General features: G+C 28.3%; 37 protein-coding genes. 3 read left to right on the top strand and 34 right to left on the bottom strand.

All coding sequences use genetic code 11. From position 1 onward, the window contains the following. Positions 1 to 8 precede the first annotated feature (8 nt). From K0039_RS19060 to K0039_RS18895, 34 genes are all read right to left on the bottom strand, one after another. Positions 9 to 248, bottom strand: coding sequence for a Rho termination factor N-terminal domain-containing protein (locus K0039_RS19060; RefSeq protein ID WP_228106630.1), 240 nt, complete (start codon positions 246 to 248; stop codon positions 9 to 11). 47 nt (positions 249 to 295) lie between these two features. Beyond that, on the bottom strand, positions 296 to 1,219 hold the full coding sequence (locus K0039_RS19055; protein WP_228106629.1) for a hypothetical protein: 924 nt from the start codon (positions 1,217 to 1,219) through the stop codon (positions 296 to 298). Positions 1,220 to 1,252: 33 nt separating this feature from the next. Then, a complete protein-coding gene (locus tag K0039_RS19050) occupies positions 1,253 to 1,822 on the bottom strand; it encodes a DUF4355 domain-containing protein (RefSeq protein WP_228106628.1) in 570 nt (189 codons plus the stop codon). 186 nt (positions 1,823 to 2,008) lie between these two features. Beyond that, the gene (locus K0039_RS19045) at positions 2,009 to 2,209 is read right to left on the bottom strand and encodes a hypothetical protein (RefSeq protein WP_228106627.1); all 201 of its coding nucleotides are present in this window, start codon (positions 2,207 to 2,209) and stop codon (positions 2,009 to 2,011) included. Next, a complete protein-coding gene (locus K0039_RS19040) occupies positions 2,209 to 3,660 on the bottom strand; it encodes a minor capsid protein (RefSeq protein ID WP_228106626.1) in 1,452 nt (483 codons plus the stop codon). Before K0039_RS19040 ends, K0039_RS19045 begins: the two co-directional genes overlap by 1 nt. Beyond that, positions 3,647 to 4,978 carry a phage portal protein gene (locus K0039_RS19035; protein WP_228106625.1) on the bottom strand — a complete coding sequence of 444 codons (1,332 nt, stop codon included), beginning with the start codon at positions 4,976 to 4,978 and terminating at the stop codon, positions 3,647 to 3,649. Before K0039_RS19035 ends, K0039_RS19040 begins: the two co-directional genes overlap by 14 nt. 14 nt (positions 4,979 to 4,992) lie before the next feature. After that, complete coding sequence (locus tag K0039_RS19030; protein WP_228106624.1) at positions 4,993 to 6,255, bottom strand: PBSX family phage terminase large subunit; 1,263 nt, start codon at positions 6,253 to 6,255, stop codon at positions 4,993 to 4,995. A gap of 65 nt (positions 6,256 to 6,320) precedes the next feature. Further along, positions 6,321 to 6,521 carry a hypothetical protein gene (locus K0039_RS19025; protein ID WP_228106623.1) on the bottom strand — a complete coding sequence of 67 codons (201 nt, stop codon included), beginning with the start codon at positions 6,519 to 6,521 and terminating at the stop codon, positions 6,321 to 6,323. A 38-nt stretch (positions 6,522 to 6,559) separates the two neighbouring features. Beyond that, positions 6,560 to 7,177: a recombinase family protein gene (locus tag K0039_RS19020; protein WP_228106622.1), complete on the bottom strand. Its 618-nt coding sequence runs from the start codon at positions 7,175 to 7,177 to the stop codon at positions 6,560 to 6,562. Between the two features lie 350 nt (positions 7,178 to 7,527). Continuing rightward, positions 7,528 to 7,929 (bottom strand): terminase small subunit, encoded by a 402-nt coding sequence (locus K0039_RS19015; RefSeq protein ID WP_228106621.1) that lies wholly within the window; start codon positions 7,927 to 7,929, stop codon positions 7,528 to 7,530. A gap of 152 nt (positions 7,930 to 8,081) precedes the next feature. Then, positions 8,082 to 8,504 carry a DUF722 domain-containing protein gene (locus tag K0039_RS19010; protein ID WP_228106620.1) on the bottom strand — a complete coding sequence of 141 codons (423 nt, stop codon included), beginning with the start codon at positions 8,502 to 8,504 and terminating at the stop codon, positions 8,082 to 8,084. 346 nt (positions 8,505 to 8,850) lie between these two features. Then, positions 8,851 to 10,716 carry a DNA primase family protein gene (locus K0039_RS22265; RefSeq protein ID WP_309164864.1) on the bottom strand — a complete coding sequence of 622 codons (1,866 nt, stop codon included), beginning with the start codon at positions 10,714 to 10,716 and terminating at the stop codon, positions 8,851 to 8,853. A 127-nt stretch (positions 10,717 to 10,843) separates the two neighbouring features. Continuing rightward, the gene (locus K0039_RS19000; RefSeq protein ID WP_228106619.1) at positions 10,844 to 11,326 is read right to left on the bottom strand and encodes a YopX family protein; all 483 of its coding nucleotides are present in this window, start codon (positions 11,324 to 11,326) and stop codon (positions 10,844 to 10,846) included. Between the two features lie 369 nt (positions 11,327 to 11,695). Continuing rightward, entirely contained in the window at positions 11,696 to 11,893 is a 198-nt protein-coding gene (locus K0039_RS18995) for a hypothetical protein (protein ID WP_228106618.1), read from the bottom strand. Between the two features lies 1 nt (position 11,894). Continuing rightward, entirely contained in the window at positions 11,895 to 12,350 is a 456-nt protein-coding gene (locus K0039_RS18990) for a dATP/dGTP diphosphohydrolase domain-containing protein (protein ID WP_228106617.1), read from the bottom strand. Between the two features lie 3 nt (positions 12,351 to 12,353). Next, entirely contained in the window at positions 12,354 to 14,051 is a 1,698-nt protein-coding gene (locus tag K0039_RS18985; protein WP_228106616.1) for a DNA polymerase domain-containing protein, read from the bottom strand. 9 nt (positions 14,052 to 14,060) lie between these two features. After that, the gene (locus tag K0039_RS18980) at positions 14,061 to 14,660 is read right to left on the bottom strand and encodes a hypothetical protein (RefSeq protein ID WP_228106615.1); all 600 of its coding nucleotides are present in this window, start codon (positions 14,658 to 14,660) and stop codon (positions 14,061 to 14,063) included. Further along, positions 14,661 to 15,464 carry a hypothetical protein gene (locus K0039_RS18975; protein WP_228106614.1) on the bottom strand — a complete coding sequence of 268 codons (804 nt, stop codon included), beginning with the start codon at positions 15,462 to 15,464 and terminating at the stop codon, positions 14,661 to 14,663. A 14-nt stretch (positions 15,465 to 15,478) separates the two neighbouring features. Beyond that, positions 15,479 to 15,685 (bottom strand): hypothetical protein, encoded by a 207-nt coding sequence (locus K0039_RS18970; RefSeq protein ID WP_228106613.1) that lies wholly within the window; start codon positions 15,683 to 15,685, stop codon positions 15,479 to 15,481. Next, positions 15,686 to 16,339 (bottom strand): hypothetical protein, encoded by a 654-nt coding sequence (locus tag K0039_RS18965; protein WP_228106612.1) that lies wholly within the window; start codon positions 16,337 to 16,339, stop codon positions 15,686 to 15,688. A 31-nt stretch (positions 16,340 to 16,370) separates the two neighbouring features. Beyond that, complete coding sequence (locus K0039_RS18960; protein WP_228106611.1) at positions 16,371 to 17,078, bottom strand: NUMOD4 domain-containing protein; 708 nt, start codon at positions 17,076 to 17,078, stop codon at positions 16,371 to 16,373. 72 nt (positions 17,079 to 17,150) lie between these two features. Then, positions 17,151 to 17,603: a DUF669 domain-containing protein gene (locus K0039_RS18955; RefSeq protein ID WP_228106610.1), complete on the bottom strand. Its 453-nt coding sequence runs from the start codon at positions 17,601 to 17,603 to the stop codon at positions 17,151 to 17,153. Next, complete coding sequence (locus tag K0039_RS18950) at positions 17,603 to 17,800, bottom strand: DUF6877 family protein (RefSeq protein WP_228106609.1); 198 nt, start codon at positions 17,798 to 17,800, stop codon at positions 17,603 to 17,605. Before K0039_RS18950 ends, K0039_RS18955 begins: the two co-directional genes overlap by 1 nt. Positions 17,801 to 17,931: 131 nt before the next feature. Then, positions 17,932 to 19,659: an AAA family ATPase gene (locus K0039_RS22260; RefSeq protein ID WP_322789402.1), complete on the bottom strand. Its 1,728-nt coding sequence runs from the start codon at positions 19,657 to 19,659 to the stop codon at positions 17,932 to 17,934. A 13-nt stretch (positions 19,660 to 19,672) separates the two neighbouring features. Continuing rightward, positions 19,673 to 19,912, bottom strand: a complete 240-nt coding sequence (locus tag K0039_RS18940) for a hypothetical protein (protein WP_228106608.1) — start codon at positions 19,910 to 19,912, stop codon at positions 19,673 to 19,675. Beyond that, entirely contained in the window at positions 19,902 to 20,201 is a 300-nt protein-coding gene (locus K0039_RS18935) for a VRR-NUC domain-containing protein (protein ID WP_228106607.1), read from the bottom strand. The genes K0039_RS18940 and K0039_RS18935 overlap by 11 nt, the downstream gene beginning before the upstream one ends. Then, positions 20,202 to 20,663, bottom strand: coding sequence for a hypothetical protein (locus K0039_RS18930; protein WP_228106606.1), 462 nt, complete (start codon positions 20,661 to 20,663; stop codon positions 20,202 to 20,204). Next, complete coding sequence (locus K0039_RS18925; protein ID WP_228106605.1) at positions 20,664 to 20,987, bottom strand: hypothetical protein; 324 nt, start codon at positions 20,985 to 20,987, stop codon at positions 20,664 to 20,666. Between the two features lie 12 nt (positions 20,988 to 20,999). Then, the gene (locus tag K0039_RS18920) at positions 21,000 to 21,368 is read right to left on the bottom strand and encodes a hypothetical protein (RefSeq protein WP_228106604.1); all 369 of its coding nucleotides are present in this window, start codon (positions 21,366 to 21,368) and stop codon (positions 21,000 to 21,002) included. An 8-nt stretch (positions 21,369 to 21,376) separates the two neighbouring features. Next, positions 21,377 to 21,532 carry a hypothetical protein gene (locus K0039_RS18915; protein ID WP_228106603.1) on the bottom strand — a complete coding sequence of 52 codons (156 nt, stop codon included), beginning with the start codon at positions 21,530 to 21,532 and terminating at the stop codon, positions 21,377 to 21,379. 12 nt (positions 21,533 to 21,544) lie between these two features. Next, positions 21,545 to 21,745, bottom strand: a complete 201-nt coding sequence (locus K0039_RS18910; RefSeq protein ID WP_228106602.1) for a hypothetical protein — start codon at positions 21,743 to 21,745, stop codon at positions 21,545 to 21,547. After that, positions 21,742 to 22,917 carry an SNF2-related protein gene (locus K0039_RS18905; protein WP_228106601.1) on the bottom strand — a complete coding sequence of 392 codons (1,176 nt, stop codon included), beginning with the start codon at positions 22,915 to 22,917 and terminating at the stop codon, positions 21,742 to 21,744. Before K0039_RS18905 ends, K0039_RS18910 begins: the two co-directional genes overlap by 4 nt. A gap of 182 nt (positions 22,918 to 23,099) precedes the next feature. Beyond that, on the bottom strand, positions 23,100 to 23,408 hold the full coding sequence (locus tag K0039_RS18900; protein ID WP_228106600.1) for a helix-turn-helix domain-containing protein: 309 nt from the start codon (positions 23,406 to 23,408) through the stop codon (positions 23,100 to 23,102). A gap of 37 nt (positions 23,409 to 23,445) precedes the next feature. After that, positions 23,446 to 23,646, bottom strand: a complete 201-nt coding sequence (locus K0039_RS18895) for a helix-turn-helix domain-containing protein (RefSeq protein ID WP_228106599.1) — start codon at positions 23,644 to 23,646, stop codon at positions 23,446 to 23,448. Positions 23,647 to 23,828: 182 nt separating this feature from the next. Here K0039_RS18895 and K0039_RS18890 point away from each other — a divergent pair, with 182 nt between their 5' ends. The 3 genes from K0039_RS18890 (at position 23,829) to K0039_RS18880 (ending at position 25,973) form a co-directional block, all read left to right on the top strand. Continuing rightward, the gene (locus K0039_RS18890; RefSeq protein WP_228106598.1) at positions 23,829 to 24,284 is read left to right on the top strand and encodes a helix-turn-helix domain-containing protein; all 456 of its coding nucleotides are present in this window, start codon (positions 23,829 to 23,831) and stop codon (positions 24,282 to 24,284) included. Between the two features lie 24 nt (positions 24,285 to 24,308). Next, on the top strand, positions 24,309 to 24,776 hold the full coding sequence (locus K0039_RS18885) for an ImmA/IrrE family metallo-endopeptidase (protein ID WP_228106597.1): 468 nt from the start codon (positions 24,309 to 24,311) through the stop codon (positions 24,774 to 24,776). A gap of 72 nt (positions 24,777 to 24,848) precedes the next feature. Then, positions 24,849 to 25,973: a site-specific integrase gene (locus tag K0039_RS18880; protein ID WP_228106596.1), complete on the top strand. Its 1,125-nt coding sequence runs from the start codon at positions 24,849 to 24,851 to the stop codon at positions 25,971 to 25,973. Positions 25,974 to 26,122: the final 149 nt, after the last annotated feature.

Genomic DNA, 26,122 nt, shown 5'->3' with positions numbered 1-26,122 from the left:
AATATCACCTAATTTTCTTCAAGCAATTTTATCAATTCATCTTTCGATAACTTACTATAACCTTCTAAGCCTTTTTCTTTAGCTAATTCTTTAAGCTTTTCTACAGTTAATTGATAAACATCTTCTACAGGAACAGCCTTTTTCTTTTCTATTAATTTAAATCCTTGTCCAATAAGTTTATCTCTCACATCGTCATCATTTGTAACTTTAACTACATTCATTTTTATTAATTGATATTTAAATTCCATATTCTAATCTCCTCCCACAAAGAAAGGACTGGGTACTTTACCCAGTCCTAAACTAAAGCTTCTTTTATATTAACTCTACATATTTTTAATGCTTCATCCATTATCCAAAGGTCATGGTATTTTCTATAGTCTAATTTCCAAGCATCTGCATCTTGATTTACGTTTGGATCAAATATTCTAATCTTATCAGTTTTATTAACTGCTATTGGAGCATACATTGGAGTTATTATCCAGTTAATATTTTTAGCTTCATCTGCAGCTACAAACCCACCAGCAGTTTGTCCAGATGTTTTACCATCATAGAATGTATAAGTAGTTTTCATTCTAGCACTTGGAACTTTAACTATTGGATGTCCATCAAATGATTTTACTTTAGTTATAATATCTCCTTTAGTAAATTCAGTAACATCTAATCTTTTGCTTATTTTTTCATTGTCATCTAGTATAGCAGATATAGGAGTTGACATTGTTATTACCAATGGAATATCTCCAACTATATCTTCTATAGCTGTAATATCAGCTTTTAAAAGTTTTAATACATTTGTTTCATCTATTGTATTTCCACCATTGGCCACTTTCCCAGCTATAGCTAAACTAGCTATTTTTGAATATCTGTAAGCATCAATTTCAGGAACTACCTTAGTAGCTTGGAATTGACCCATAGCATTCGTAGCATTAGCCACAAAATTTGATTCATCTACGTCCATAGAGTCTAACATAAATGTTCTTCCTCTATCTTGTGTCATAGTCTTAGTTTCATATTCTAGGGTTATAGAACCTTGTGTAAATCCATTAGATCTTGAATAATCACCTAAGCCGTCCATGTTCATTTTAGGGATTTTAACTTCTTTCCCACCGTTATAAATAACTTGTCCTGCATTAGCATCCATCCATCCAGATGTTAATTTTGCTACTGCTGCCTTGTCTAAAGCTTGTTGAAATAATGTTGCGTATGCAATTGTATTTGTCATATTATTACTCTCCTTTAAATTTAAATTTTATTTTTACATCATCATTTTTGCTAAATCATCTACTGTTAAATCTCCTGCTCCATTCTCACCTGGAGGAGTATAACTACCATTAGCAATTTTCTCTTTTACATTAGAATTAACCATGTCATTTACATAAGTGCTAAAGTTATCAATTCTAGTGTTTGTAGTTTCCTCATCATCAGTTAGAAAATAATCAATCATTTCCATAGGGATTTTCTTTTCTGCAAGCACATCTTTATATTTAGCTACTTTTTCAGCTTTCTGTGCTTTCGCTTCACTTTCTAACATCTTTTTCTCTAGTTCCTCAATTTTAAGCTGCTCCGGAGTTTTCTTTTTACCAGTAGACTTAAGGACTTCGTCATTAATTAAAGTTTGAAGATTCTTCTCTTTCCAGCTTTTAATCCCATCAGTAACACGCTTATCTCCATATGATTTAAGGTACTGTTTACCATCTTGATTAGTTTCAATAAAGTTTTTAACCTCATCCAAAACTAAATCCTTTTTGAATAGCTCAGCTAAATTACTGCCTTTTATAGTTTCATCTATATCAGCATCATCAGCTATGCTTTTAATCAGTTCCATTAATTCACTCTTTTTCATTACTTTACTCCTTCCCTACATAGTTTTATTACTAACCCTATATAGTTAAAAATCTATTATTTAAACAGTTTAATGCCGTATTTAGGGCATAATAAAAAGCCTTAGTTTCCTAAGACTTAATTTTGAACATAATAAAAGCACCTACTATTTACCTAAGTAAGTGCCTAATTATACGAATGGTGATTTTGCTTTATCTTTCAATATTTCATTTTTTATTTTAATATATTCTTTATGAGCATCTTTTACATTTTTGGGCGCATCCTCTCGTATTGATGCTTCACAATAATCCCTCGCACCTTCCATAACAAGATAAGCTTCGAATATATCCGCTAGCTCATTACATCTGATATTTCTTTTGTCGTGGAGCATCACTTTTTTATCACCTCATTAATATAAATTTCTATAAATTGAACCAATTCACTTTTAGTACTAGTATCCTTAATACTAAAATATTCAGCCATTATTTCATTTATTCTATTCACTCCATCAAATTCATCAGAAGCATATTTACTTAATTGTTCAGAAATAAAACTTCTTGGAACTGAACTTTGATTTAATATATATTTACTAATACCTTCATCAAATATCTCTTTAGCGTTATTATAACTCATTCCTTTCTTATTAGCAATTGATTCAACTAAATCATAATGATATTTATGTCCTAATTCATGCAACAATGGTGAATTTGATTCTATACTTGCAAAATAACCTTCATTAGCTTTTAGATATTTTAATATTTTTACATCTGTATCATATTTACTATTTATAAATATTGTATCAAGTTCTCTCCTATAACCTCCAATAGCTTTTCTATTAAGTCCCACTTTTTCAAAGTCTATAATGGAAAATTTAGGTAAATCAAGCCCCTCTGGTAGAGTTTTTATAATACTATTGATTTTCTTTTCATACAACCTTACTGCTTTATTTTTCTTTGTTGCATCAATATCAGTCCACATATTAAATTTACTATTGGATACTCTTTTTTCATTTATTGATAAGTTACCTATTTTAAATTCTCTTCCTTCTCCAAATTCCGGAACGAATCTATTAGACATATAGTCAGTTTTATCTAAAGCACTCTCATCCTCTTCTATAGTATAAAAACATCTACATAATGGATGTCTAGGAACTTCTATTTTATCTTTAAAGTCAAATACTTTATCATTATACTGAGCACAATCACTGCATAATCTGCTATCTAAAGTTGCATTGTATCTTACTTTTTTAACTCCCACTTCTTTACAAAATCTATCAAAAGCATTGCTGGAGCATCTATTAACTTCTGTTTCTACAAGTCTTTTAGCATTATAGGCACTCGTATTATATGTTTTCTCTATATCTCTCTTAATTTGATTAACATTTACCTTTCCGTTAAGAAAATTATTAACTTGTTTATGAAGATGTTCTGCTGTATCTTTTTCATTATCCCATACTCTATTAGAAAAATGTTTTCCTTTAAAATTTTTATCAATTATTTCTTTTACATCTTTCAATCCAGCATTATAAGAATAAAAATCGAATGTATTATTAACCGCCTTAGTAAGAATATCTGTTATAACACCATTTTGTATCTCTCCAGTTGCCTTATAGTTAGCTTTTATAATATTTGATAGCCTATTATACTCTTTATTTTTATCTTTACTTGTAAGGCTCATTAGGCCATCTAAAACAGTATAAGTCAACATTATTAATGCTAATTCTTTGAGAAGATTATCTCTACTCTTTTTTTGTTCTCTGTAAACATCTTTTATTTGTTCTTCAGCTTCATCATAAAGGCTTTCAGTAAACTCTAATTCTTCATCATGCTTATTCTTGCTCATATCCATCACCTAAGACTTTATCTATATCAACCTCATGGTCTTTTTTATACTCTTCAATTAATTTTATCTCCTGGTCCGGATTATTCACAAAACTTAATTGAGTTAAAGCAGTTTTTAACGATATATTCTCACCTATTCCAAACTGACTTAGTGTTTGGGCCATCAATAAATCATCCTGTGGAATATTCAAAGTAAATTTAACAGATATGTCTCTATAATCATAATTAACATTTTCAAGCTTATTAAATAGTTTAAATAAAAAATACATTCTACCTTGAATTATATTTTTTATGGATCCTTCACTATCTCTTACTCTTTGTTCTAATCCTATTAACCTATTTCTTAAAGCACTTCCAGAAGTATTACTTTGTAGCTTTTCATTAGTATCAATATGATTACTAATTTCATATATGTTTTTCTTAAGAGTATCTAATGTATTTTGAATAAATGTATCGTTTATATCTTTAGTTAAAAACTTAATTATTACATCTTTTTCATCAGCATTAATAATGCCCTTTTCTTTCATGTAATCCAGTTGAGTTTTCCCGCATTCGTCTTTAGTTTTATAATCTATGCTACAACCAAGCATAATTAAATAAGCTAACCTATAGTCAGATATTTCATTAACTATATCCGATAAATTAGTTTCATATGCATCTTGAAGGTCTTTAAGTTCATTAAATAATGTATCATGTTCCTTATAGGCACTAACATGTCCAACCTTAATAGGAACTTCTCTAAATATGTTCTCAGTCGCCTTAGAAACTTCAGTGAAACTATCATCTACATGATAAATTAAATTAGGAGTGTAAATATCTATATATTGCTTAGTATCAAACTTCTTTTTAAAGAACCTAAAAAACATCTTACTATTTCCAAAATCATCAGTTAATAAATAACCGTCTCTTGGACTCACTATTTTAGAATTAAATACCACTTCCTCACCGATTTCTGAAGTATAGTATAATTCAAATACACTTCCGTAAGACAACATATCTCTAAGTAACATTTTGTCATGATTTTTATTCCAATGTGATAGCTTAAAATTAACAAATTTAACTTCCTCTGAATTATCACTTTTACTGATATATGTTGGTTTATTAGATAGCAGATATGATACTTCTTCCTTTATAAACTTCTTAATGAAATTCGTTCTTACTTTTAAATTACTTCTTTTGGGATTATTTTTATAATCTATATAAGCTTCACTTTTACCAGTAACACAGTAATCATATATTTTATCATAGATTATTTTTCTAGCTTCAAAATCACTCTTTATATTATTTAAAAGTTCTTTGTTTTCATCTAAAAAACTCATGCAATCCCTCCTTTCTAAAATAATGATGACCTATCAAAAAATGATAAGGTTATTTTTTTAGTTCCAATTTCTGTTGTAACTCCATACCTTAAAGAGTCTAAACTATGATTGTATTTGTCTATTGGAACATTAATGTATTCTCCATCTTTACCTTTTTTCCAAGTATAATTTTTAAATTCTTCAATTATCCAAGTTAATGACGGCAAAATAATGATTTCATATTGCTGCAATAGGTTAATTCCATTTAATATACTGTCTTTACCTTTCGTAGCACCTCGAACTCTATCAAGTCCATTACGTTTTAATTCTTCAATAGATTTAGGTTCAGCACTATCACAAGTTATGACCTCTTTTCTATATCCCATCCAAATAATCTTCTTAGCTATTTCATCATTCAAAAGACCCTTTTCTTCAAAGCCATCAAAAATCCATATTTTTTTATTAATTTCATCCAAGATACTACATACGAAAGCAGTAGGGTCATTAGTAAAACCAAAATCCAAAGAAAATATAGCTTTACTATCTTTAACTGTCTTTAAAATTTCTCTATAATCAAAGCCTTTAACTTGCCAATTTGTATATATTAGTTTATCAAGTGTAGCGAATTCACCCAGAGCATAAATTCTATAATACGCTTGATTAGTTCTCTCCATATCTAGTAAATTATCTATGTATTCTCTAGGTAAGAACTTATTATCTTTATAAGTAGTATGTAAAATTACTGTATTTTCTTTATTATAAACAGCACCTTCTTTAAACCATCTTTTATATACCCAATTCTCTTTAGACACTGGGTTAAACATACAATGTACTTGGTTATATAGATTTCTACTTCTCAACCTAAGACTTAACTGGTCAAAGTCAAATTCATCGATTTCAGTACATTCCTCAACTACTATATCATCTATGTTAGCAATAGATTTAATCTTCTCTGGGTCATCCATACCCTTAAAAATAAAATGGCTCCCATTAGGAAGTTCAATAGTTAAATCTGTTTTATTAACCTTGCATTGTTCGTATAGCTGCCAATCACTAAGAATACTTTTTACCAAAGCAAAGCATGAATCTCTTAATGTATTACTTACTTTTCTCACAACTAAACATTTTCTATTAGAGTACTTTAAATATTTAAACACCATCTTAGAAAATACAAAGTGAGATTTGCCACTACCAGCACCTCCATAAAATACATTAAATCTAGAATTATGATTTTCTAGTTGTGGTAAATAAACATCATTAAAGCATTTCTTAGATATCTTGAATTTTGTATTAGCCACAGTAGTAAATCACCTCCTTATTAAGGTAAAATAAAAAGAACCCTCAGCATTGAGAGTTCTTATTTCTATTTAAATAAATCAAATATACTAAAAGTTGTCTTTTTATATACTTTATTATAAGCAGCTTTCTTTGGGTCCTTTAACCATCCAGTACCCTTCTTCCCATAACCAGGTATTACAGCTTTTTTAAGTGCTCTTTTAGCTTTTCCAGTAGTTCTAGCCTTAATACTTTTCTTTAATGAAGGTTTTCTCATTCCAAATTTCATACCACAATTCCCCCTTTTTTACTAAGACTATTATATCACTACTTACTACAGTTCTCTTCATATTCTTTTGCTCTTCTGTAAAAAGTATTTTTCTTTAATCCTAATTCTTCCATAGCTTTTACAGCAGTTATATTGCCTTGTTTCCAACTATTATAAACTTCTATGAAATTGTCATTTGTTTCTATTTTTTTACGTCCTTTGTAGACACCTTTTTCTTTAGCTATTGCAATTCCTTCTGACTGTCTTTGCTTTCTAAATTCCGTTTCTTGTTCTGCTACATATCCTAATACTGATAATATTAAGTCACTTATGAAATTGCCTAACAAGTCTTTATATTGTCTAGTGTCTAGCATTGGCATATCTATTACTACGATGTCAGCACCTTTAGAAGTTATTTCCTCCCATAGTCGCTTACATTCTCTATAGTTTCTTGATAATCTATCTATTGATTTTATTACTACTAAATCATCTTTACCAACTACTTTTAATAATAATTGTAGTTGTTCTCTATCTGTATTAGTTCCACTTGCTTTATCAATAAGCTCTATTGGATTAATAACTCCGTTTTCCTTATTAAATTTGTTCATTGCTTCAACTTGTCTTGCTTCATTTTGTTCCTTACTTGATACCCTTATATAATTAAATACTTTACCCATTGGTAATACCCCCTGCCTCTTAAATCATTCTATAAAAAATCATATTGAATTCGGCCTTTTATTTTAAAAAAATATTTTTCCTAACCGTGAAGATGGCAATCGAGTTATATTTAGAATGTACCCCACCTCATTCACAAATCATTTTATATTTTATATTTTATATTTTATATTTTATATTTTATACTTTAATTTTAATCTTATGTTTCAATAAAGTCAAGTTTATTTTTGAAACGTTTCAATTTTTATTTTAATACTCTTTTGAAACATTTTTTATATATTATTTTATAGTTTCATTAGAGTATACTCTAATGAAAGTAATATTTAATTATATAAATCACTTCTTCCAATGATTAATCTTCCAATGTAACTTCAATAGTCTTATTTGTTTGCTCTACCTCTTGTTTGTCTACCCACTTATAGTTATTCTTAAGGGTAAATATAGCTCCAACAGCACTATTCTTATTAAATAAGGCCTGTTCATACTCTGATTCTACTCTTTGCTTAGCTCTTTTTATCGAGTTTATCAACCTTACTTTCACATCATAATCTAACTTATCATATGCAGTGTTATCCAAACTGTTTTCATAATGTAACAATGTTAATCTATCAGTATCTAAATGCACAGCTAATCCGGTTACAGTAGGTATCTTATTATTTTCATTACACCATTTGAAGAAATCTTCTATTTGAATATCTAATTTTTCTGGATCTGTAAACTTAAAAGGTCTTCCCCCTTTATTAACTTCACTCATTATATTTACACCTCCTCGTTCATATATTCAGACATAAAAAATAACCGATACGAATCAACATATCGGTTTATCTAATATTCCTATAATATAATAATAACACATGTTATATTGGTTGTGTCTAAGTTGATTATAAGTTATAACTTAGTATTAACTTATATTAATTTATATCGCAATGCATATGGTATAAGTTTATCAATTATTCTTGATTTCTTTTCTGCTAAATAATCTTGGTTCATATTCATCTTTAGTGCTATCTGTTTATATTGTAATTTATTAATGAATTTGTACTTGATTAAAGTTTTTTCAGTATCATCTAAAACTCTTAACATATTATCAATTGAATCTTTTTCAAACTCTAAGATACTTTTATCTATTTTAAGCTTTTCAATATTATTCAATTGAATTTCTACAGGTGATGCATTACTAGGAATTGGTGCTCCTGGCATATCATTGTATGATAATCCTTTTATATCTTCAATTTTAATTTGATATTCAAGTGCTTTTATATCTATATCAATCTCAGCATATTTCTCTAATAATTTTTCTACTTTTTCATAATTAGTTAATTCACTCATATGTTCTTATATTCACCCTCTTTTGTTACTAAAATGTTACTAGTTTTAAAATATTCTGGTAACACTAATAAATGTGTATATTTCAATATTTTAAGTATATAATGTGTTACTGAAACCCGTTACTAATATATATAATTTCTTTATATATATATATATTAACTCATTTTTTATTTTTATAATCTAAGAAATTATATTTTAGTATTTCAGTAACATAACTAGTTATAACTGTTGCTATTACTACTGTTGAACGTGTTACTAGAATTTAAAATTTCAGTAACATTCTAGTAATAAAACAGTTACAACTGTTGATATTACTTAACTTATTGTACAAATTCTAGTAACATTTTTAGTCTAGTTTATAAATTTTAACTTGTTTACCTTCTACTCTTATTGATTTATTACTATTGTAGCCTTGTTTTCTTACTTCTTTTCCAAATACTATTTTAGATAAAGGTTTTAATCCAGATTCTACACACCACAGTTGATATTTCCTAAATACATCATTGATTGATTCATTTTCTATCTTATTTTCTTCGATAAATGATACTACTGGATTATTTATTTGTTCATATTCATTCCATACCTCTTGTGATGCCTTAGATACTGTAATATTATTATTTTCTAATATTCGGTATAGTCCATCTAGTGCTATTTTTAATAAATATTCAAGTGCTTCTGGAGTCGTTATCTTATCTTTTATAAATGGATCATAATCTGGGTCCTTCTTACTAAATACTGCATTAAAAGGTATAAATAGTATACGTCTCTTAAGTCCACCACTGAGGTCGTTAATTCTTGGAAGTTCATTGGCACTAAAAATAAGTTTGGAGTAGTTTTTAAAATCGTATGGATCACGACCTTTACGTTCAACGTTTACTTTTTCACCTGTTACTAATTTTTTGAATGTACTATTGTCCTGGATATATTCGTTACTAATATCATCACCTATATTTGCTAGTTTTCCATCTAACTGGAAAGTTTTAAATCTATCGTTTAATTCCTTTAAAGATACTGATGATATGTTTTCCTCACCTAATAGTTCCATAATTAAATCTAAAAGAGTTGATTTACCATTGGACCCGTTACCAGTTAAAATAAAACTCTTACCTAATTCATTACGTCTTAATAATGTATAACCTATCATTTCCTCTATTGTTGCTCTTAAGTCTCGGTTATTACAAGCTATTTTGTTTATAGTCTTATCTAATAACTCATGATAAACAGCTGAATTATAATTATGAGGTATTTTATTTTTAATTATGTATTCTGGTGAATAATCTAAAAGTTCTTTAGTCTCAAGATTAAATACTCCATTATTGAACACGATGTACTTAGAGTTAGTAATTTGTTTATTGCTGCATAATAACTCTAAATATCTTAATATTTCACCTCTAGGTGTTTTAGTTGAATTTTGTATGTATTTTAACATAACTTTTTCAATATCTAATATGTTATCTGAATAATGTCCATCTTTGTAAATATGTAATTGATTATTTATTTTAACTATATTTTCTTCAGCTATGAGAAATTTAGCTAATTTTTCATATTGTAATTTATTCTTGATATAAAATGATTCTTTTAAAAATGCTTTGTCTCTTGTGATAACCTCAACTTCATATTCTGTCATAGGCTCTTTCAAAATATATTTATTTATTATTTTAATCGTACTTTTAATTTCATCTTTTACTAACCCGGCAGATTGTAACCTTAAAATATAATTAAATAATGATTGGTTTCTTCCGTCCCCCTCTTCCATCTCAGTAAAATTAATATCTTTTTTATCAAGAGGTACTAACCATGCTGGTAAATTGTCTAACTCATAAACTTCTTTTATCCATTTACGATTTTTGCCATTTATTTTTATAGGTATTACTGCATTTTGAGAACCTAAGCCAGTATCAACTTTTATCCCTAGAGCCGTTGTGTAACCTTGTTTTCTCTTATCTTGATTTGTATTTTTAAAATAAAAGTGTTTACCTCTATCAGTTTTTAAAATGTTACATTGAATATTCAAATCAGTTACTATGTTAAATACTATATTTGATTGATCTTCATCATCTATATCTATTTGAATTATGTCATTTAACAACACTGCTCCATATGATTTTAATTTATCAACATCTGATAATGAATAAAATTCAGTTCTATTTTTATATTCTTCTGTTGGTCTTTTTCCATTTGTAGGTATATATCCTTTAAAGATAAAAACCACCTCCCTTCTTTAATTATACTTATTTTCTACTAGGAAATTAATAGGTACTAGTGTTTTGTATTTATTATTTTAAAACCCTTACGTTATATGTAAGAAGTTTTATTATCTTGGGTTATTCTTTATTCATTTAACCCTCTAATAACTCTGGATTATCATAAACGTTACCTAAAACTTCTACTTCTTTACTTTGTAAATCAATTATAAGGCATTCTTTATTGACGCTATCATATCCAAGACATTTAACGTTTTTACTATAGGGTTTTACAATCGATGCAATCGGTCTGTAAGTAATCAATCCTATCAAGACTTCTTCTTCTATGTCTTCAATTTCTTCTTTAAAGCAATTTGTATCTTTAATGCGCTTATAACTTAAAATGTCACCCTTATATATTTCCTTGCCGTTCTTATCTTTTAATCCTGTACATTGCCCTACTGTTTTAGTATCAATTTCATATTGCTCACTGTAAGGTCTATTACAGTCATAACAATATCCAACGCTAGAATACTCTTCCTTTTCAGCAATAAAAGTCATATCATTATTTTGAATTAAATTTCCATATACCCATTTATGAGCATCTATTATTTTCCCTCTAAATTTTATTTCCCTCATAATATCCTCCTTGAATAATTCTTTTTAATCTACACATATTATTAAAGACTCGTTGATGCATTTCATATTAAATTTATAATATTTAACCTTATCGGAAACGATAGGGTTATTTTGTTTTTTTATATTTCCTAACTATTCATAACAAATCTATAATTTTCAATACCTGAACCAAATTCTATTACATTGCCTTTTGCAATTTGATTTTGTCATTTACTACTCTAATCCCCCCCTCTTATGATCTAGGTAAAATAAATCCTCCTGGAATAATTTATTTTAATCTACACATACTATCAATATGCCAATACTTCTTATCCGATTTGAATTTATAATATTTAACCTTATCAGCAATGATAGGGTTATTTGGTTTTTCTAGGAGTTCCTGTTCTCACACCATTCTCTAATGTTAGCTAACTTGTGTTCCGCTGCTATTAACTTAGTATTTAATCCGCATATTGTTTCTTCTTTTCTATCTATGATTTTTTCTAAGTTGTCTATTTTCACTTTAAGTCTAAGATTTTCTTGTCTAAGCTTATCTCTTTCCTCAAATATCTTGAAAATAGAACTCATTTTAATCAACTCCCAACTCTTCTTTATGCTTTACTGTCCATATAAGACATAATATATTCCACACAAAAGCTCTTAAATGGTTTTCATCATCATCACCTCTTAGGTGTTTCAAATAATGTCTTACGGCACTGTCTATATAGCTTTGCACGGGAATACCCTTCTGCCAGTTATTTTCACCATATTTTTTTGCTCCTTCTTCAAAGTGAATTGATACGTCTAAAATCATACTTTCTTTTGTATTTCCATAACTTATTCTTTTAGAGTTTTCTAATGCATCATATAAATATTCCACATCATTTTTTTCTTTAAAATTACTTATACAATGAATTATTGTATCATAATTCATAAATTCACTTACTACATCCAAAGGCATTAAATCGCAACGACCTTTCCCTTCTTTCAAGTCTCTTTTTGCTCCAGTTGAGTATTCTGTTCTATCTCCACTATCTATAATCATTTATCAATTACTCCTCCCTATAAAATCACTTATTCTCTTTTTAGCCAAGTTAATATAATATTGCTTGTCCAATTTTCTTGGTACTTTTACACCGTTCAAATCTCCATTTTCAATAAAACATCTTTCTGGAGTATTTGCAATTTTATCCGGGGTATCTTTATTGTTATGGACCTTATATACTCCTTTATCAGCTTTAGATCTAGATGCAAATACCCTTAGTATTTTTTCTTTTAAGATTTTATCTCCATGAAGAGCATATTTATATTTACCACTTACTTTCACTATCTTTTGAAATTCTATCAAGTCATTGCAGCTATTAATTGTTGTCTCCACTGGTATATTTTTTACGAAGTAATCTTTAAGTGCTTTATTAACAATTGGTAAATCATTATCTAATTTATTTAATTCTTTTACATAAGAACCTTTGGATTTTACTTTCCCATTATCCATAACTATCAAGTAGTTATTTACATCCTTTTGAACTACTTTTTTTATAATGTCATGGTCTAGGGTCATTCTGGTCCTTTTACACCACTTATTACAAATACTTTTATATTCCTCTAAGTCATTCTCTGAATTTAATTTAAACATTACACCATCTGTATTTGACTGTATTAATTGCCATTTATCTTCCAACTTTTCAATTAAATCTAGTAACATTAATTGACCATTAATACATACATTGTTAGCCTGTCTTGGGTCATATAAATTGTTATACTTATCCTTCATTGCTCCATAAGTTGAGTTAAGTACGATTTTTAGAGGTTGTTGTTCTTTCTTCTTGCCTTCATGTTTAAGTTTCATTCTGGTATCATAAATATTTTGAAACTTTGTTTTATCTCCTATATTTCTAGACTGAAAATCATACTGTAGCATTAATGAAGGATAAAAAGACCCAACATCACTATTTACTAATATTCCTTCTCCGATATAATTTTGTCTAGCTCCATGTAACCCTCCCCAAGCAAATGTATGTGGAACTCCTGCTACTTCAATATCTAGTTTTTTCTTATAATCTTTATTAAGTGGATTTTTATACCATTCTAAGATGTGTCTATATTTGTGAATTTTTATAGTATCAACTATTTCATATTCAAATTCATCATCACGCTCAACCTTATCAGCTCCAAGAATTATTGCTGATAATTGTGCTTTTGTTTTATTTATATATTTAAGAGGTAATTTAAACATTTTTATTAATCCCATGTGACTGTTGAACTCTTCTATTTGATTTACAAACACTTGCATTGTTTGCTCTACATCGTGATTACAATACTTAATTACTTCTTCTAGCTCATTCTCACTTAATTTACGGTCAATTGTGAATGATATATCTGATTCCTTAATGTTATTTCCCATAAATCCTTCTAACTGCTTTAAACCAAAGAATTTATTAGTCATAACATCATAGTTGTAAAATTGCATTTTCCAAAATAAGCAACTGTATTGCCATCCACCCAGTTTTTTAACTATGATGTGATTGTTTATATCTGCTGGATTAAAGTCACACAATATTCCTTTAAGGATATACTGGTCATATGAACGGGAGTTATATCCCGCCCATATATCAGTTTTATGTTCTTCATAGAATTGTTTAAGTTGTTCTGGATCATTAACTATTGTTGTAGTTTTTTTACTATTAGTATCTTTAATTACTACTAACCAGTCATGTTTGAATACTTCAAAGTCATAGAAAAGCATCGTTATCACCTATTTTCTTGTTACGTTGTAATTATCTAATATGTATTTCATTCCACAAGAGTCACATCTTTTGCTACATATTTCACTTTCATTATGTTCATCACAATATTTGTTCATTTCTTTATCTATATCACTAAAAGTAACTTTCTCTTTCGTTTCTTCTGCTAGTTTGCAATATTTCCATCTTTCAACATCTCCACTTAAATTGACAATTCTAAAACAATTATCATTTTTGCTATGTTCTATTTTTCTTAAAAATATGCCATTAAACCAGTTTATTTTTGTATCTGATACTAATACTTTTGTTCCAATTGGTACTTTACTCCAATCTATTTCTTCACGTTTCCAAATTAGTTTCAAATACTTGTCTTCAAGCATATCTTTTAATTTAATTGAATCAAACTCATTCTTTACAAATTTCGAAATATCTATTGTATAAACTTTGACTATATCTAATATTTTTGTAATGTGAGTACAAATTAGTTTATCGTTGTAATGGCTAAGATTATAGTCATTTTTTTCGTTATATAAACAATCATTTACTAACATGAACCTAGTTCCTTTTTTCAACTCTACTATCATTCCATCTTTTAAATCTGATTTATTCATTTACATCACCTCAAAATTAACTTCTAATAATTTTCTACTTGCTAAATAATCACACATATGGATAAACTTTTCCATAGGCGTTTCAGGTTTAGGCAATATATCTTCTTCCTCATAATCTTTATTCCATTGACCCATATGAGATTTTATACAATAAGAAATACCTTCCCATAAGTTACCTTCCATAACTTCTATTACTTCTTCTGGTAAAGTATCTTCGTCAACTTCATAGTATTTATCTTCTAAATATTTAACTACTTCTAAAGGATGTGTTGCTACAGTATGAGCACTTCCATCTATACCATGTTTAACTCCATCATGTAGTAATAAGCTAACTCTAATTATGTCTTTTTCTATATCTATAAAAGTTTGTATTGTCTCACATTTAAACAACTCATTAGCTATTCTTACTGCTGCTTGAGTATGTCTAATTAACCCTTCCTCACCTTGAGCATAATTTGGATGATATTTACCAGTACTTGATGCTGGAACTTGATAGAAATAATCTGGTAACATATCTAAGGACCATTTAGCAAATACTTTCAAATCATTGTTAGTTATTGTGCTTAACTCATGTTTAAAATCATATTTTGGTTTTACATAATCAAGTTCTACATCTTTAGCTATATCTAACTCACTTTCATCAAATAGAGTTAGTAAAATTTTGATTGTATATAAAGGAATGTCCCATGATTTACTACTTGGATTGTATTTTCTTCCTGGAATTGATTTTATTTTTGATACTATATCAGCATCATAATTGAACGATATGTTTAAACTATCATTTATTTTAATCACTTTAATCATTTATTGTTTCCCCCTTACTTAACCAAATCTGGATTAACTACAAACTCTAGCTGTTCTTTACTTTTTATATAATCAACTGCATCTTGCCTTTTATCCCATTCGCAGTATTTACAAAACCCACCAATATCTTCTCCTACTAATAATTTTTCTGTGCCAGTGTCAACCTCAACAAAATACTTTGTAACTTTCTTTTTAATAACTTTTGCTTTCATTTTTTCCATTTACCTTCTAACCCCCTTCGGCTCAAAGTTATATTCATAATCTTCTACTGGATCATCAAACCTATTTTTTAATTTCTTGGCTTTTCTATTACTTTTCTTTACAGTTGTCTTATGAATTTCCAACGCCTGCTTGTATATATCTATATCTTCTGGACTCTCCACTTCTGTAAATTTACTTTCATGATTATATGAGTAAGGACAATTATTCTCAGAGTTAAGTCCTGGAATTAAAAACCTACTCATCATACTGTGATACATACATTCATAGCAACTCATTTTACACTTATAACAATTGTGCATTAATATTTGTGCTGCTATAGTTTCCATTTCCTCAAATTTTATATGTAGGTTTTTCTCGTAATCTTGTTTCGCACGCTTTTCAAGAGCCTGTGCTCCTTCTAATGTCAAAACCCTAACATCATGTTCTTTTGATGCTCTTAAAATTTTCATTGCTTCATGCTTTGGTAATCTATTTATAATACTTGATTGAGCTTTCTCAATATTAGTCAATGCTGTTTTTAATCTTCTACGCTCGTCAGAAGTTAAGTTTTTACCCCACTTTTCAAATCTTCTTCGTAAATAAATACTTAGTCCAGAAAATCCTAAAAAATTGTCTCGTTCTTCTTTATTTAAATATTGTTTTGGTTGCTCCATTTATCTCACCCACTATTAATTTATCTAGCATTTAGATCACTTCCTCTTCATATTTAAAAACATATCCACACATAGTCTTCTTAATTTTTCCATGTAATGAATCTAATACAGATTGTCTATTTGTATATAATGAACTAGCAGCTTCCCTGCAACTTTTAAAATAATCTATTATCTCTCCTGTTTCATAATCAATTGCTACTATACTTGGTTTATCTATATTTTGAGCACTGATTCCATATCTTGATGCTTTAGACTTACTACAATACTCTAAATTGCCATGGTAATTATCATGTAATATTCCATTCTTATGACATACATGGTCATAATTGTTTAGGTTTTCAACGAAATATTTAGCCACTAATTGATGAATTAACAATTCCTTTCCATATATCTTTGTAACAAGTTTTCCCCTATAAAATTTCTTAGGATAAGGCATCATAAATTTTCCTTTTGGGTACTTCTTATAAATCTTCTTAACTCGTCCATAGTTACTTATTTTATAAGTTTCATCTATATCTTTCCAAGTTTCATTTTCAAATTCAACTCTCTCATACCAAATTCTTAATTGTTGCTTTGAAGCTTTATCATCTATTAGGTAGCAGTCGTCTAATCTTGGTAATTTCTGTTTCTTACTTTTAAATGTTGCCAAAGTAGACTTTTTACTTCCTGTAATTCCTTCTAACTTTTCGTAAGTTGTGGGTGTTTTTATATTGTATCTAGCATCATAAATATAAATCATACTTATCCCCCTTTTACAATCAACTAGGAAGTTTATGTTTATAAACTCCCTAGTATTATATTTAATTATCTACTAATTCTCAAATACATCCTCTATTTTATAAGTGTTAAATCCTTTTGAGTTTTTACCATATTCTAATTGATAAGATAAGTTTCCATTCACTGCTTCAAATATATCAAGTAGCATCTCATGATATTGTTTAAAGTTTATAAGATCTACTTTTACATCACTGTCTAAACTTCTTAAAAACTCATTAGCATTGTGTAATCCAAATCCATTTGTAAGCACTTGGTTATAAAAGATTATTGAACCTTTAAACTCTCCAGCTCCTATTTTCATCCAACAACTTAACATTGGATCTCCTTTTTTAGTCTTTTTAAGTTCTAACTTATCAACTTCAACTTCATAAGTTCCTTCTGGTATTTCTTTAAAACCTCCACCACCATTTTCAGCAGCTTCTTTAGCATCCTTTTTTAAACCTTCTACATCAACAACATTATCAAACTCTTCCCATATATTTGCCATTATTGTATTCCTCCTTGATTTTTATTTATTATTCTTTCAACATACTTACATTGATTAAGTATATAATTATCACTTTCATTTCCACCGGATATTAACCAATCTTTAATTCTATTGTCTACATCAATCATTACATGTTGTGGTACACTATATTTTCCTATAGCTTCAATTAATTCATTTAAATTATTTATCTCAATCACAATTATAAACTCCTATATTTCATAATTAATTTCACTTCTTATATTTATAAATAACTCTTCAGTAGAGCTGTCATATCCAAACTTAATTTTAATTCCAAAGATTAATATCCAAATTAATATTAGGTATATCATTAAAATGGTATTTCATCCTCATTTATTTCTTCGGCTGATTCTTCAGTTTTCTTTTTTCTTCTACGTCTAGTTTTAGGCTTGTCCTCTTCTTTAGGTGCATCTTCTGTTACTTCTTTAGGATCTTCTTCTTGTTGTTGGGGTTGTTCTTCTTTAGTAACTTCCTTTTGAGTTGGTTCTTCTGATGATTCATCCGTTACAGTATCTTGATTTTCTTTCTTAGGTTCTTCCTTAGCTTTTCTACTTCTTTTAGGTTCTTCTTTAGGCTTGTCCTTATTTACTTGCTTTTGAGCATCCACTAAAGCCTTTTTAAACTCTTCCATATTAAGTTCACATCTATTTACTAAGAAATTAAATCTACCTCCACCAAATGTATTTTCATCTTTAGCTAACTGAATATATCTTTTATCCTTCTCAACATAAGCTCTAACCGTTAAATCAACTGTTCCTGCTAATACATTTGCAACTTTTTCTTGTATATTAGGTTTGTAAGTACTATACTTACTTCCATTTTTTAAAGTTATTTCAGTGCTAGTTTCTTTACTTATATAAATTATTTGGTAACCCAAGTTCTTAAGTCTTTTAATATTTTTTAAGAACTCCATTTTAACCATATCCCAACCTTTTCCAAATCCTGCATCTTGCTCATGTTGAATATCTAATTTATTGTACGTATAAACTCTACAATGCTCATATAAATCCTCTACTAAATCTATACACACTCTTTTAAAGTCATTATTTTTTTTCTCTAATTCAGCTATAACTTCTAAGAATACTTCCCATGCTAGTTTCCTTTTAGTTATTCTACCTTCTGTGGTAACTATATCGGCTATTCTTAATACTGGTGATGTTGTATTATCTGTATTTCCATCGGTATTTAAAAATAACAAATCACCTAAGTTATCTACAAAAGTAGATTTTCCAACATAACTGTCAGCATATATCCACATGTCTGGATTTTCATCTATTTTTCTTTCTCTTCTTGTATTACTTGGTAATATCATTAAATCATCCTCCAATAAACAATAATTTTGGTAATCACACCAATCACATAATTTAGTTGTATTTTTTTCAAACTTGTTACATTCAACCACATTTACTATGTCGTTCATAAAATCAATCACCTTATCGGGATCATATTTTACTTCTGCTATTTGTATTTGTAGTTTATTTACTTCCTCAACTAATCTTTTTCTGAAATGATATATATCTTCTGTATTTTTAATTCTACCTTGCCATTTTGGTACAAAGATAAATCCTAACTTTCTAACTCTAAATCCTAACTGCTCTAAGAAGTATTTATAAATATGAAGTTGTGCTGATTCTAAATAGTTTTTAACATTGTTACTATATTTAAAGTCAAATACATCAACTGTACCATCGTCATTTTTTACAATTAAATCTACTATTCCTTTGAATCTACTAGTACTTATTAAAAATTCATGTGAATATATACTTAATTGTTCAAGTATTTGTTTTACTTTTGGTACTACTATTTCAATTTTCATAAACTCTTCTATATGTTTGTCATTTATAATGTTGTATTGAGCATAATAAAACTTCCTTGCGTCATCTAAATTAGTCTCTAGTGCTAGATGAAGTGTATTCCCAATTATTAGAGCATTGTTAGGTTCTGCATTAGGTATAAGTTTTAATTTATCCAAGTATCTGTATTTATACTGTTGCTTACAGTGATTAAAACAACTTATACGACTGTATGATGCTTGAATTTAAATCACGCTCCTATTCCTCTGGCATTTGAAAAACAAATTCTTTTGTTGTTCTTTTGGAATTATTTATATAATCAAATGTTGCACCTTTGATAATTCTACTTTGTATAATATCTAATACCTCGAGTGCTCTTTCCTCTGATTTATAATTACCTAAAGCAAAATCTACATCACTTGATTTTAAACATGTACCAAACACATACAAATTCGATGTATTTATTAACCTTTTCTTATCTTGACTTCTAATCCACATATAATTTTTTAACCCCCTCTTTAAATTCTTTAAAATCTTTTGTATATAATATAACTCCCCAGCCACCACACTGATTAATGAGTTTTATATTTCTCTTTTGTAACTCACTAGGTACTCCTTTAGGACCTTTTAACTCTAGAGCTATAAATTTACCATTAATTACTCCTAATATATCTGGAATACCAGCTTTCATAAATCCCCCTCCCCAAATTTTTATGTACCAACATCTAGGTAAATTATCTAAATACTTCTTAACTTCATTTTCAAACTGTTTCTCTGGACCTGCCATTTACTTCACCTTAAATCTAATACTTGCTGCTCTTACACTTGGTTTACTGTATTCTTTAAAAATATCTGGGTAATTCTTTTTAAATTTAGCACTATCAAAGGTAGATCCTGTTGAACCTTTAACATATGAAACACTAAATTTATCATCTTCAAATTTATTTACTCCATAAATCTCCATTTGTTTAAGTATCTGCTCCTTTAGACTATCTCTTCCTTCTTTTAGCATCTTATATTGCTCTTCTGCTATTCTAAGTTCGTCCAACAGTTGAATATTATTTTGAGCAAATACTTCAACTGGATTTTTAAACTCTATACCTTTAATTGCATTTTCCCAGCATTTTTTACATTGTTCTTCATCATCACCATTTTCACATATTGGTAACATTGGTAAATTTACATCTTCTGGACAATCTTCTAAGTGTTCTTCTAAGAACTCATTCCTTGTATACTCTTTAAAATTCATTTATTTAACTTTTCTCCCCTCATATAATTTGCGATGGCATTTTCTACAATATTGTGACTTCCCAAATATTTTAGTTTTGTCATTATAAAAATTATCTAAAGATAAATACTGCTGACACTTTGCACAATATTTTTTACCAGGCACATTGTTGACGTTTTTATAACATTTACTTCTTCTATATTTTTTCTCACAAGCCATATTTTTAATTTGGCTTTCAGTTAATCCAAGATTACTAGCAATTTTACTAGCTGATAAATCACTATTTTCCCACATATTTTTAAGATATAGTAACTCTTGTATTGTCCATGAGTGCCTTTTAATCATTTTCTCTCCCACCTATTTAAACTCACTGCAGACAAATTCATGTTCATTGCTTACAATTACAGCACTTGGTACAATGTCATTTTCTAAAGTATTACATATTGAATCATTTAAACTCCAAAGTATTTCATTATCTTTGATTTGTTCAATGATATACTCAATTAATTTTTTAGCTTTTATTTGTGATATTTTTAATTCCTTTGCATATTCATAAACACTCTCTAATTTTAAACAACTATCAACTGTATACGCTTCTCTTAAAGCTTCGTATATTAAACCTTCCTCATCGAGTTTAGTAATTTCTATTTCTGTATTACTTAACACTGATTTTGAAAAGCATTTGCCATCTGAAAAGTTATTGCACCATCTACAACATTTGTACATCTATTTATCTACTCCCCCTCTACTATTACCTCTAAATTATTAACCGGTTTAGTGCCTTTAGCTTTTATCTTAGAGCAGTTACAAGCACAACTTTCATTCTTATCCCCTTGATAATTTTTACATTTACCAGCATTGGATTTTTCAAAATGCTTACAAATTTTCATTTTAATCCTCCATTATTTCTCCCACAAATAATCATAATGATTTATTAATTCTGTAATTTCTCCATCTGTCATATCATCTAGTAATTTATCAGTAGGCCTTCCAAAACACTCATCACCTTCGAGAATAAATTCTCTAAATGTTTGTGTATTTGTAGCACCTACATAATAATCACATATTCTCCTGTCTAGTGCTGATTTTTGAATCATACTCATATTAATCCACTCCCCTCTATTTCTTCAAATAACTTATCTGTAAAATCTCGTCTAGTGTTTAAAACTTCTAAAACATCATGTTCTATTGATTTTTCAGTTAACATATAGTAGTAAAAACATGGACGAGTCTGGTTTAAACGGTGAATCCTTTTTTTACTTTGTTCAAACAACTCACTACTCAAAGGCAAACTGAAATAAACAATTTTGTTACTCTTTTGTAAATTAAGGCCCATAGCACCACTTTGGTACTGTACAAGTGTAATACTACTATTATCACTTTCATAAGCTTCTAAGTCTCTTATACTACCGTTTACTGCACTTACAGGTCGTTCTAACTTCTCACATAGATTACGTATTTTCTCATACTCATCTTTAAAGTTGTAGAAAATAATAACTCGGTCATTAGTAGATTCTAGTAGGTCCTTAAGCGCTGATAATTTATGTTTGTTATACTGACTTGCAAGTTGTCTTAAGTACAACATCTTGCTTAGACTTGTATCTCCAACCAATTCCTTATTTTCAACCGTTATCAATCTGTGTTTCTTAAACTTTTTATAATCTGTTGTATTTGTAACATTTATATTTATAGAACTTTGATCTGGTAACTCCAATACTTCCTCAGTTTTCATAAATATTGCTCCATGGTCTCTTAATTTAGATTTAAGCCTGTCTATGTTTTTATATCCAGTTACTTTTTTCATTGGAAAACCATTTAAATCTATTGTTACAAAATCTATGTATGTATTCCAAAATGCTTTTTTAGATATCTTCCAACCTAGAAGTTTACATTGACTGTATAGTTCTTCATATTTTCCACCAACAGGTGTTCCAGATAACAAAATTACATTTTTAGCTTTCAACTTAAGTATGAATTTAGTCCTATTAGCTGTAGTATTTTTAATACAACTTGACTCATCCAACATTAATGTAAAATCTTCTAATAGTGCTAGTTCTGGACGTCTCCAAATCAAATCATAATTTATAATGATTATTGATTTTTTATCTAGTATAGGAACCGGTTTATTGTATATAATTATGTTATAACCGTTATAAAAGGTTTTAAAGTGCTCGTACCAATCAACTAACTTGGACTTTTGGCAGATGACTAAGTTAATTTTGGTATCGAGTTCTTTTAATTTTTCAGAACCTATAAAAGTTTTTCCTAATCCCATATCAGTCTAAATAATAAGCAACCCTATTCTTGCTATTTGTAGCTTTTAGCACATCTTGTTGATGAGGATAAAGTGTTATATTATTCATTGGACATCACCTCCATTATGTACTCTAAAACAGTCATGTTTGGATTTTCTTTTGTCAATGTTTCAAGTTGCTCAGGTGTTATTATTAGTTTCATTTACTTATGCCCCCCTCTACTAATCCAACGTTCATAAGATAATCGGTCGATTAACCATTTACGACCGACTTTGTTGACATGAAAGTTTTTACTTTCAAATCCGAATTTAGCAAGTTCGAGTGCATAATTACGACAGCATTTTAGATATTTCTGAAATTCTTCAATCGTCAAGTATTCGCGAGGTGCAAAATCTTCATGATATCTAAATTTTTCAATAATTTCAACGATATCTACTCTGTCTACCATTGCTTCGAGCAAACTTTCTTGATCTATACTTCGAACTATTATTTTTTGAACTTCATTTGCCATTTTTGTCCCCCTTCTCCACTTGCACACTATGCAAGTTCTAATTTAAAAAAATATCAATTTTTTCATCAACTGTTAATTCTAGCATATATGATAATCTTTCTATTTCGTCTACATAAAATCTTGTTTTTCCATTGATTTTATCATTTACAGTTGTGTTGCTAAGTCCTAAAAAATCTGCACATTTTTTGTATGTAACATTTTTTTCCCTTAGTTTGCCTTTTAATTTATTAATTTTCATAATCCCCCTACTTCCCTTCTTGCATATTGTGCAAGTTATTGTTGATTTAAATGTATCACACGCAAGTTTTGTCTGTCAATAATTTTATGCAAGTTTTTTGTATATTCTTTTATATTTTCTTGCATAATATACAAGAATACTATATTATCATAGTATGAATAATTATGTTGGAGGTTAAATAAATGAATGAAAACATAAATAAAGATATAGGTTTGAAAATATTCAATGCCAGAAAAAATTTAAAAATGACAAGATCTGAACTTGGTAAAAAAGTTGGATTACACGAAAGCACTGTGAAAAGATATGAGGATGGTCAAATTAAATCTTTAGATATTGAAAAAATGAAAGAATTTGCCCAAGCTTTAAATCTAGATACTACTGAGTTATTAGGTTGGAATGATAAATCAAATTCAAAAGAAAAAAATAAAAATAATTCTCATACAATATTATTAAATGATTTTGATTCACTAAATGACCTAGGTAAAAGAGAGGCTCTTAAAAGAGTAAAAGAACTTACATTTGTTCCCAAATATCAAAATAATGCTGTTGATACCATAGCTGCACATAATGATTACATAGATAATACTGATGAATTAAGTAAAATAAATGAAGACATAGAAGATATGAAGAACTGGTAAATATTTGAATCAGGGGGATATTATATGAATAGATATGAATCTTTACTTGATGAAGCATATTCTGAGGGAATAACAGTTAAGGAAGTTAAACTAAAATCAAATTCTGATGGTCTTTATGTAAGCAATAAAATAGCATTAAATAAAAATAGATTAAATACTAATGATGAAAAATACTGCATTTTAGCGGAAGAATTAGGACATCATCATACTAGTTATGGAAATATAATCGATTTAAATGATATAAGAAATGCCAAACAAGAATACCAGGCTAGGTTATATAGTTATAATAAGCTAGTTGGGCTCACTGGTATTATTAAAGCATTTGAAGCAAAATGTACTAATAGATGTGAAACGGCTGAATTTTTGGGAGTAACAGAATCATTTTTAAATGAGGCAATAGATTGCTATAGAGATAAGTATGGAATTTCAGTTGAGTTGGATAATTATACAATTTGCTTCATACCTAATTTATGGGTTTATCAACAACTTTAATTTCTCACCTGTATTATCTATGTATAACTTATTTGTACTGACAAAATAACAAATAATGAAAGGAAGATGTTAATGAATAATATTAAAAGTGCTTACGTTAGAACAAGAAATAATAAGTATTGTGTGTATGTTGATTATATAGATGATATTACAGGTAAGAAAAAACAGAAGAACCACGGATCATTTACATCTAAAAAAGACGCAGATAAGCTTCTTGTAAAAATAAAAAATGATATTAATAATAATAAATATTCTGTACCTAGCGATATAACTTTTGTTGATAGATGCTACAAATATTATGAAGATAAAAAAAGTTATCAAAGTCCTAACACTACAAAAACAACTAACTATATGATAAAAAATCACATAACACCTTTTTTTAAAGATACAAAACTATCAGATATTACAATTTCAATGTTTCAAGACTTCATAAATGAATTATACAGTAAGGATAGAAAGTTGAAAACAATTACACTTGCAAGAAATATATCAATAGCTGTTCTAAATGAAGCATACAGATTAAAAGAGATAAATGAAAAAATATCGGATTTTATCGTGTATCCAAAAAAGGATAAAGATGTAACTACAGATATATACAGTTTAGATGAAGTTAAATATCTTTTAGAACGAGTTACTGGTAACAAGTCACTAGAAATACCTATCCATTTATTTTGTTATTGCGGTATGAGAATAGGAGAAATTGCAGGCCTTACATTTGATGATATTGACTATGAAAATAATATTATCAATGTAAATAAAATATTAATTAATGATAATAAAGAGTTTATATTTAAAAAGCCTAAAACTACCAGTAGTATTAGGAGTATTGCATCATCAAATCATGTCATTGAGTTAATTAAATTAGAAAGAAAAAGACAAAATTTATTAAAGCTTCAAGGAAAATTAATCAATGAGAAAAATATTATATGTTTAAATTCTCGCAACACTTATTGGAGAGCTTCTGTATTTGCTAAAACATATAAAGACTTTATGAAAATAATACATTTAAGATACGTTAGACCACATGCTTTACGTCACATTCACGCTACACTTTTACTTTTAGGTGGTACAGATATGAAAACGGTAAGTGGAAGATTGGGTCATAGTGATGTAAAAATTACAATGAACACGTACTCGCATGTATTAAATGAAATGGATAGAAAAGCAGTTGAAAATATAGAAAAAGTATTACTGTAATTTGTCAGTAATTTGTCAGTAAAACTTAAAAATGTCAGTAAAATTACAGTGTAGTAACTAAATTCATATTATCTAAACATATTGAAATTTCAACGATATTCTTCGTTTATGTTATTGACAGGATTGTATTTTTCTTAATTATACCTTAA

The sequence above is a fragment of the Terrisporobacter mayombei genome, assembly GCF_020748465.1.
GTDB lineage: Bacteria > Bacillota > Clostridia > Peptostreptococcales > Peptostreptococcaceae > Terrisporobacter > Terrisporobacter mayombei.
This window is presented reverse-complemented; position numbering and strand designations above follow the sequence as displayed.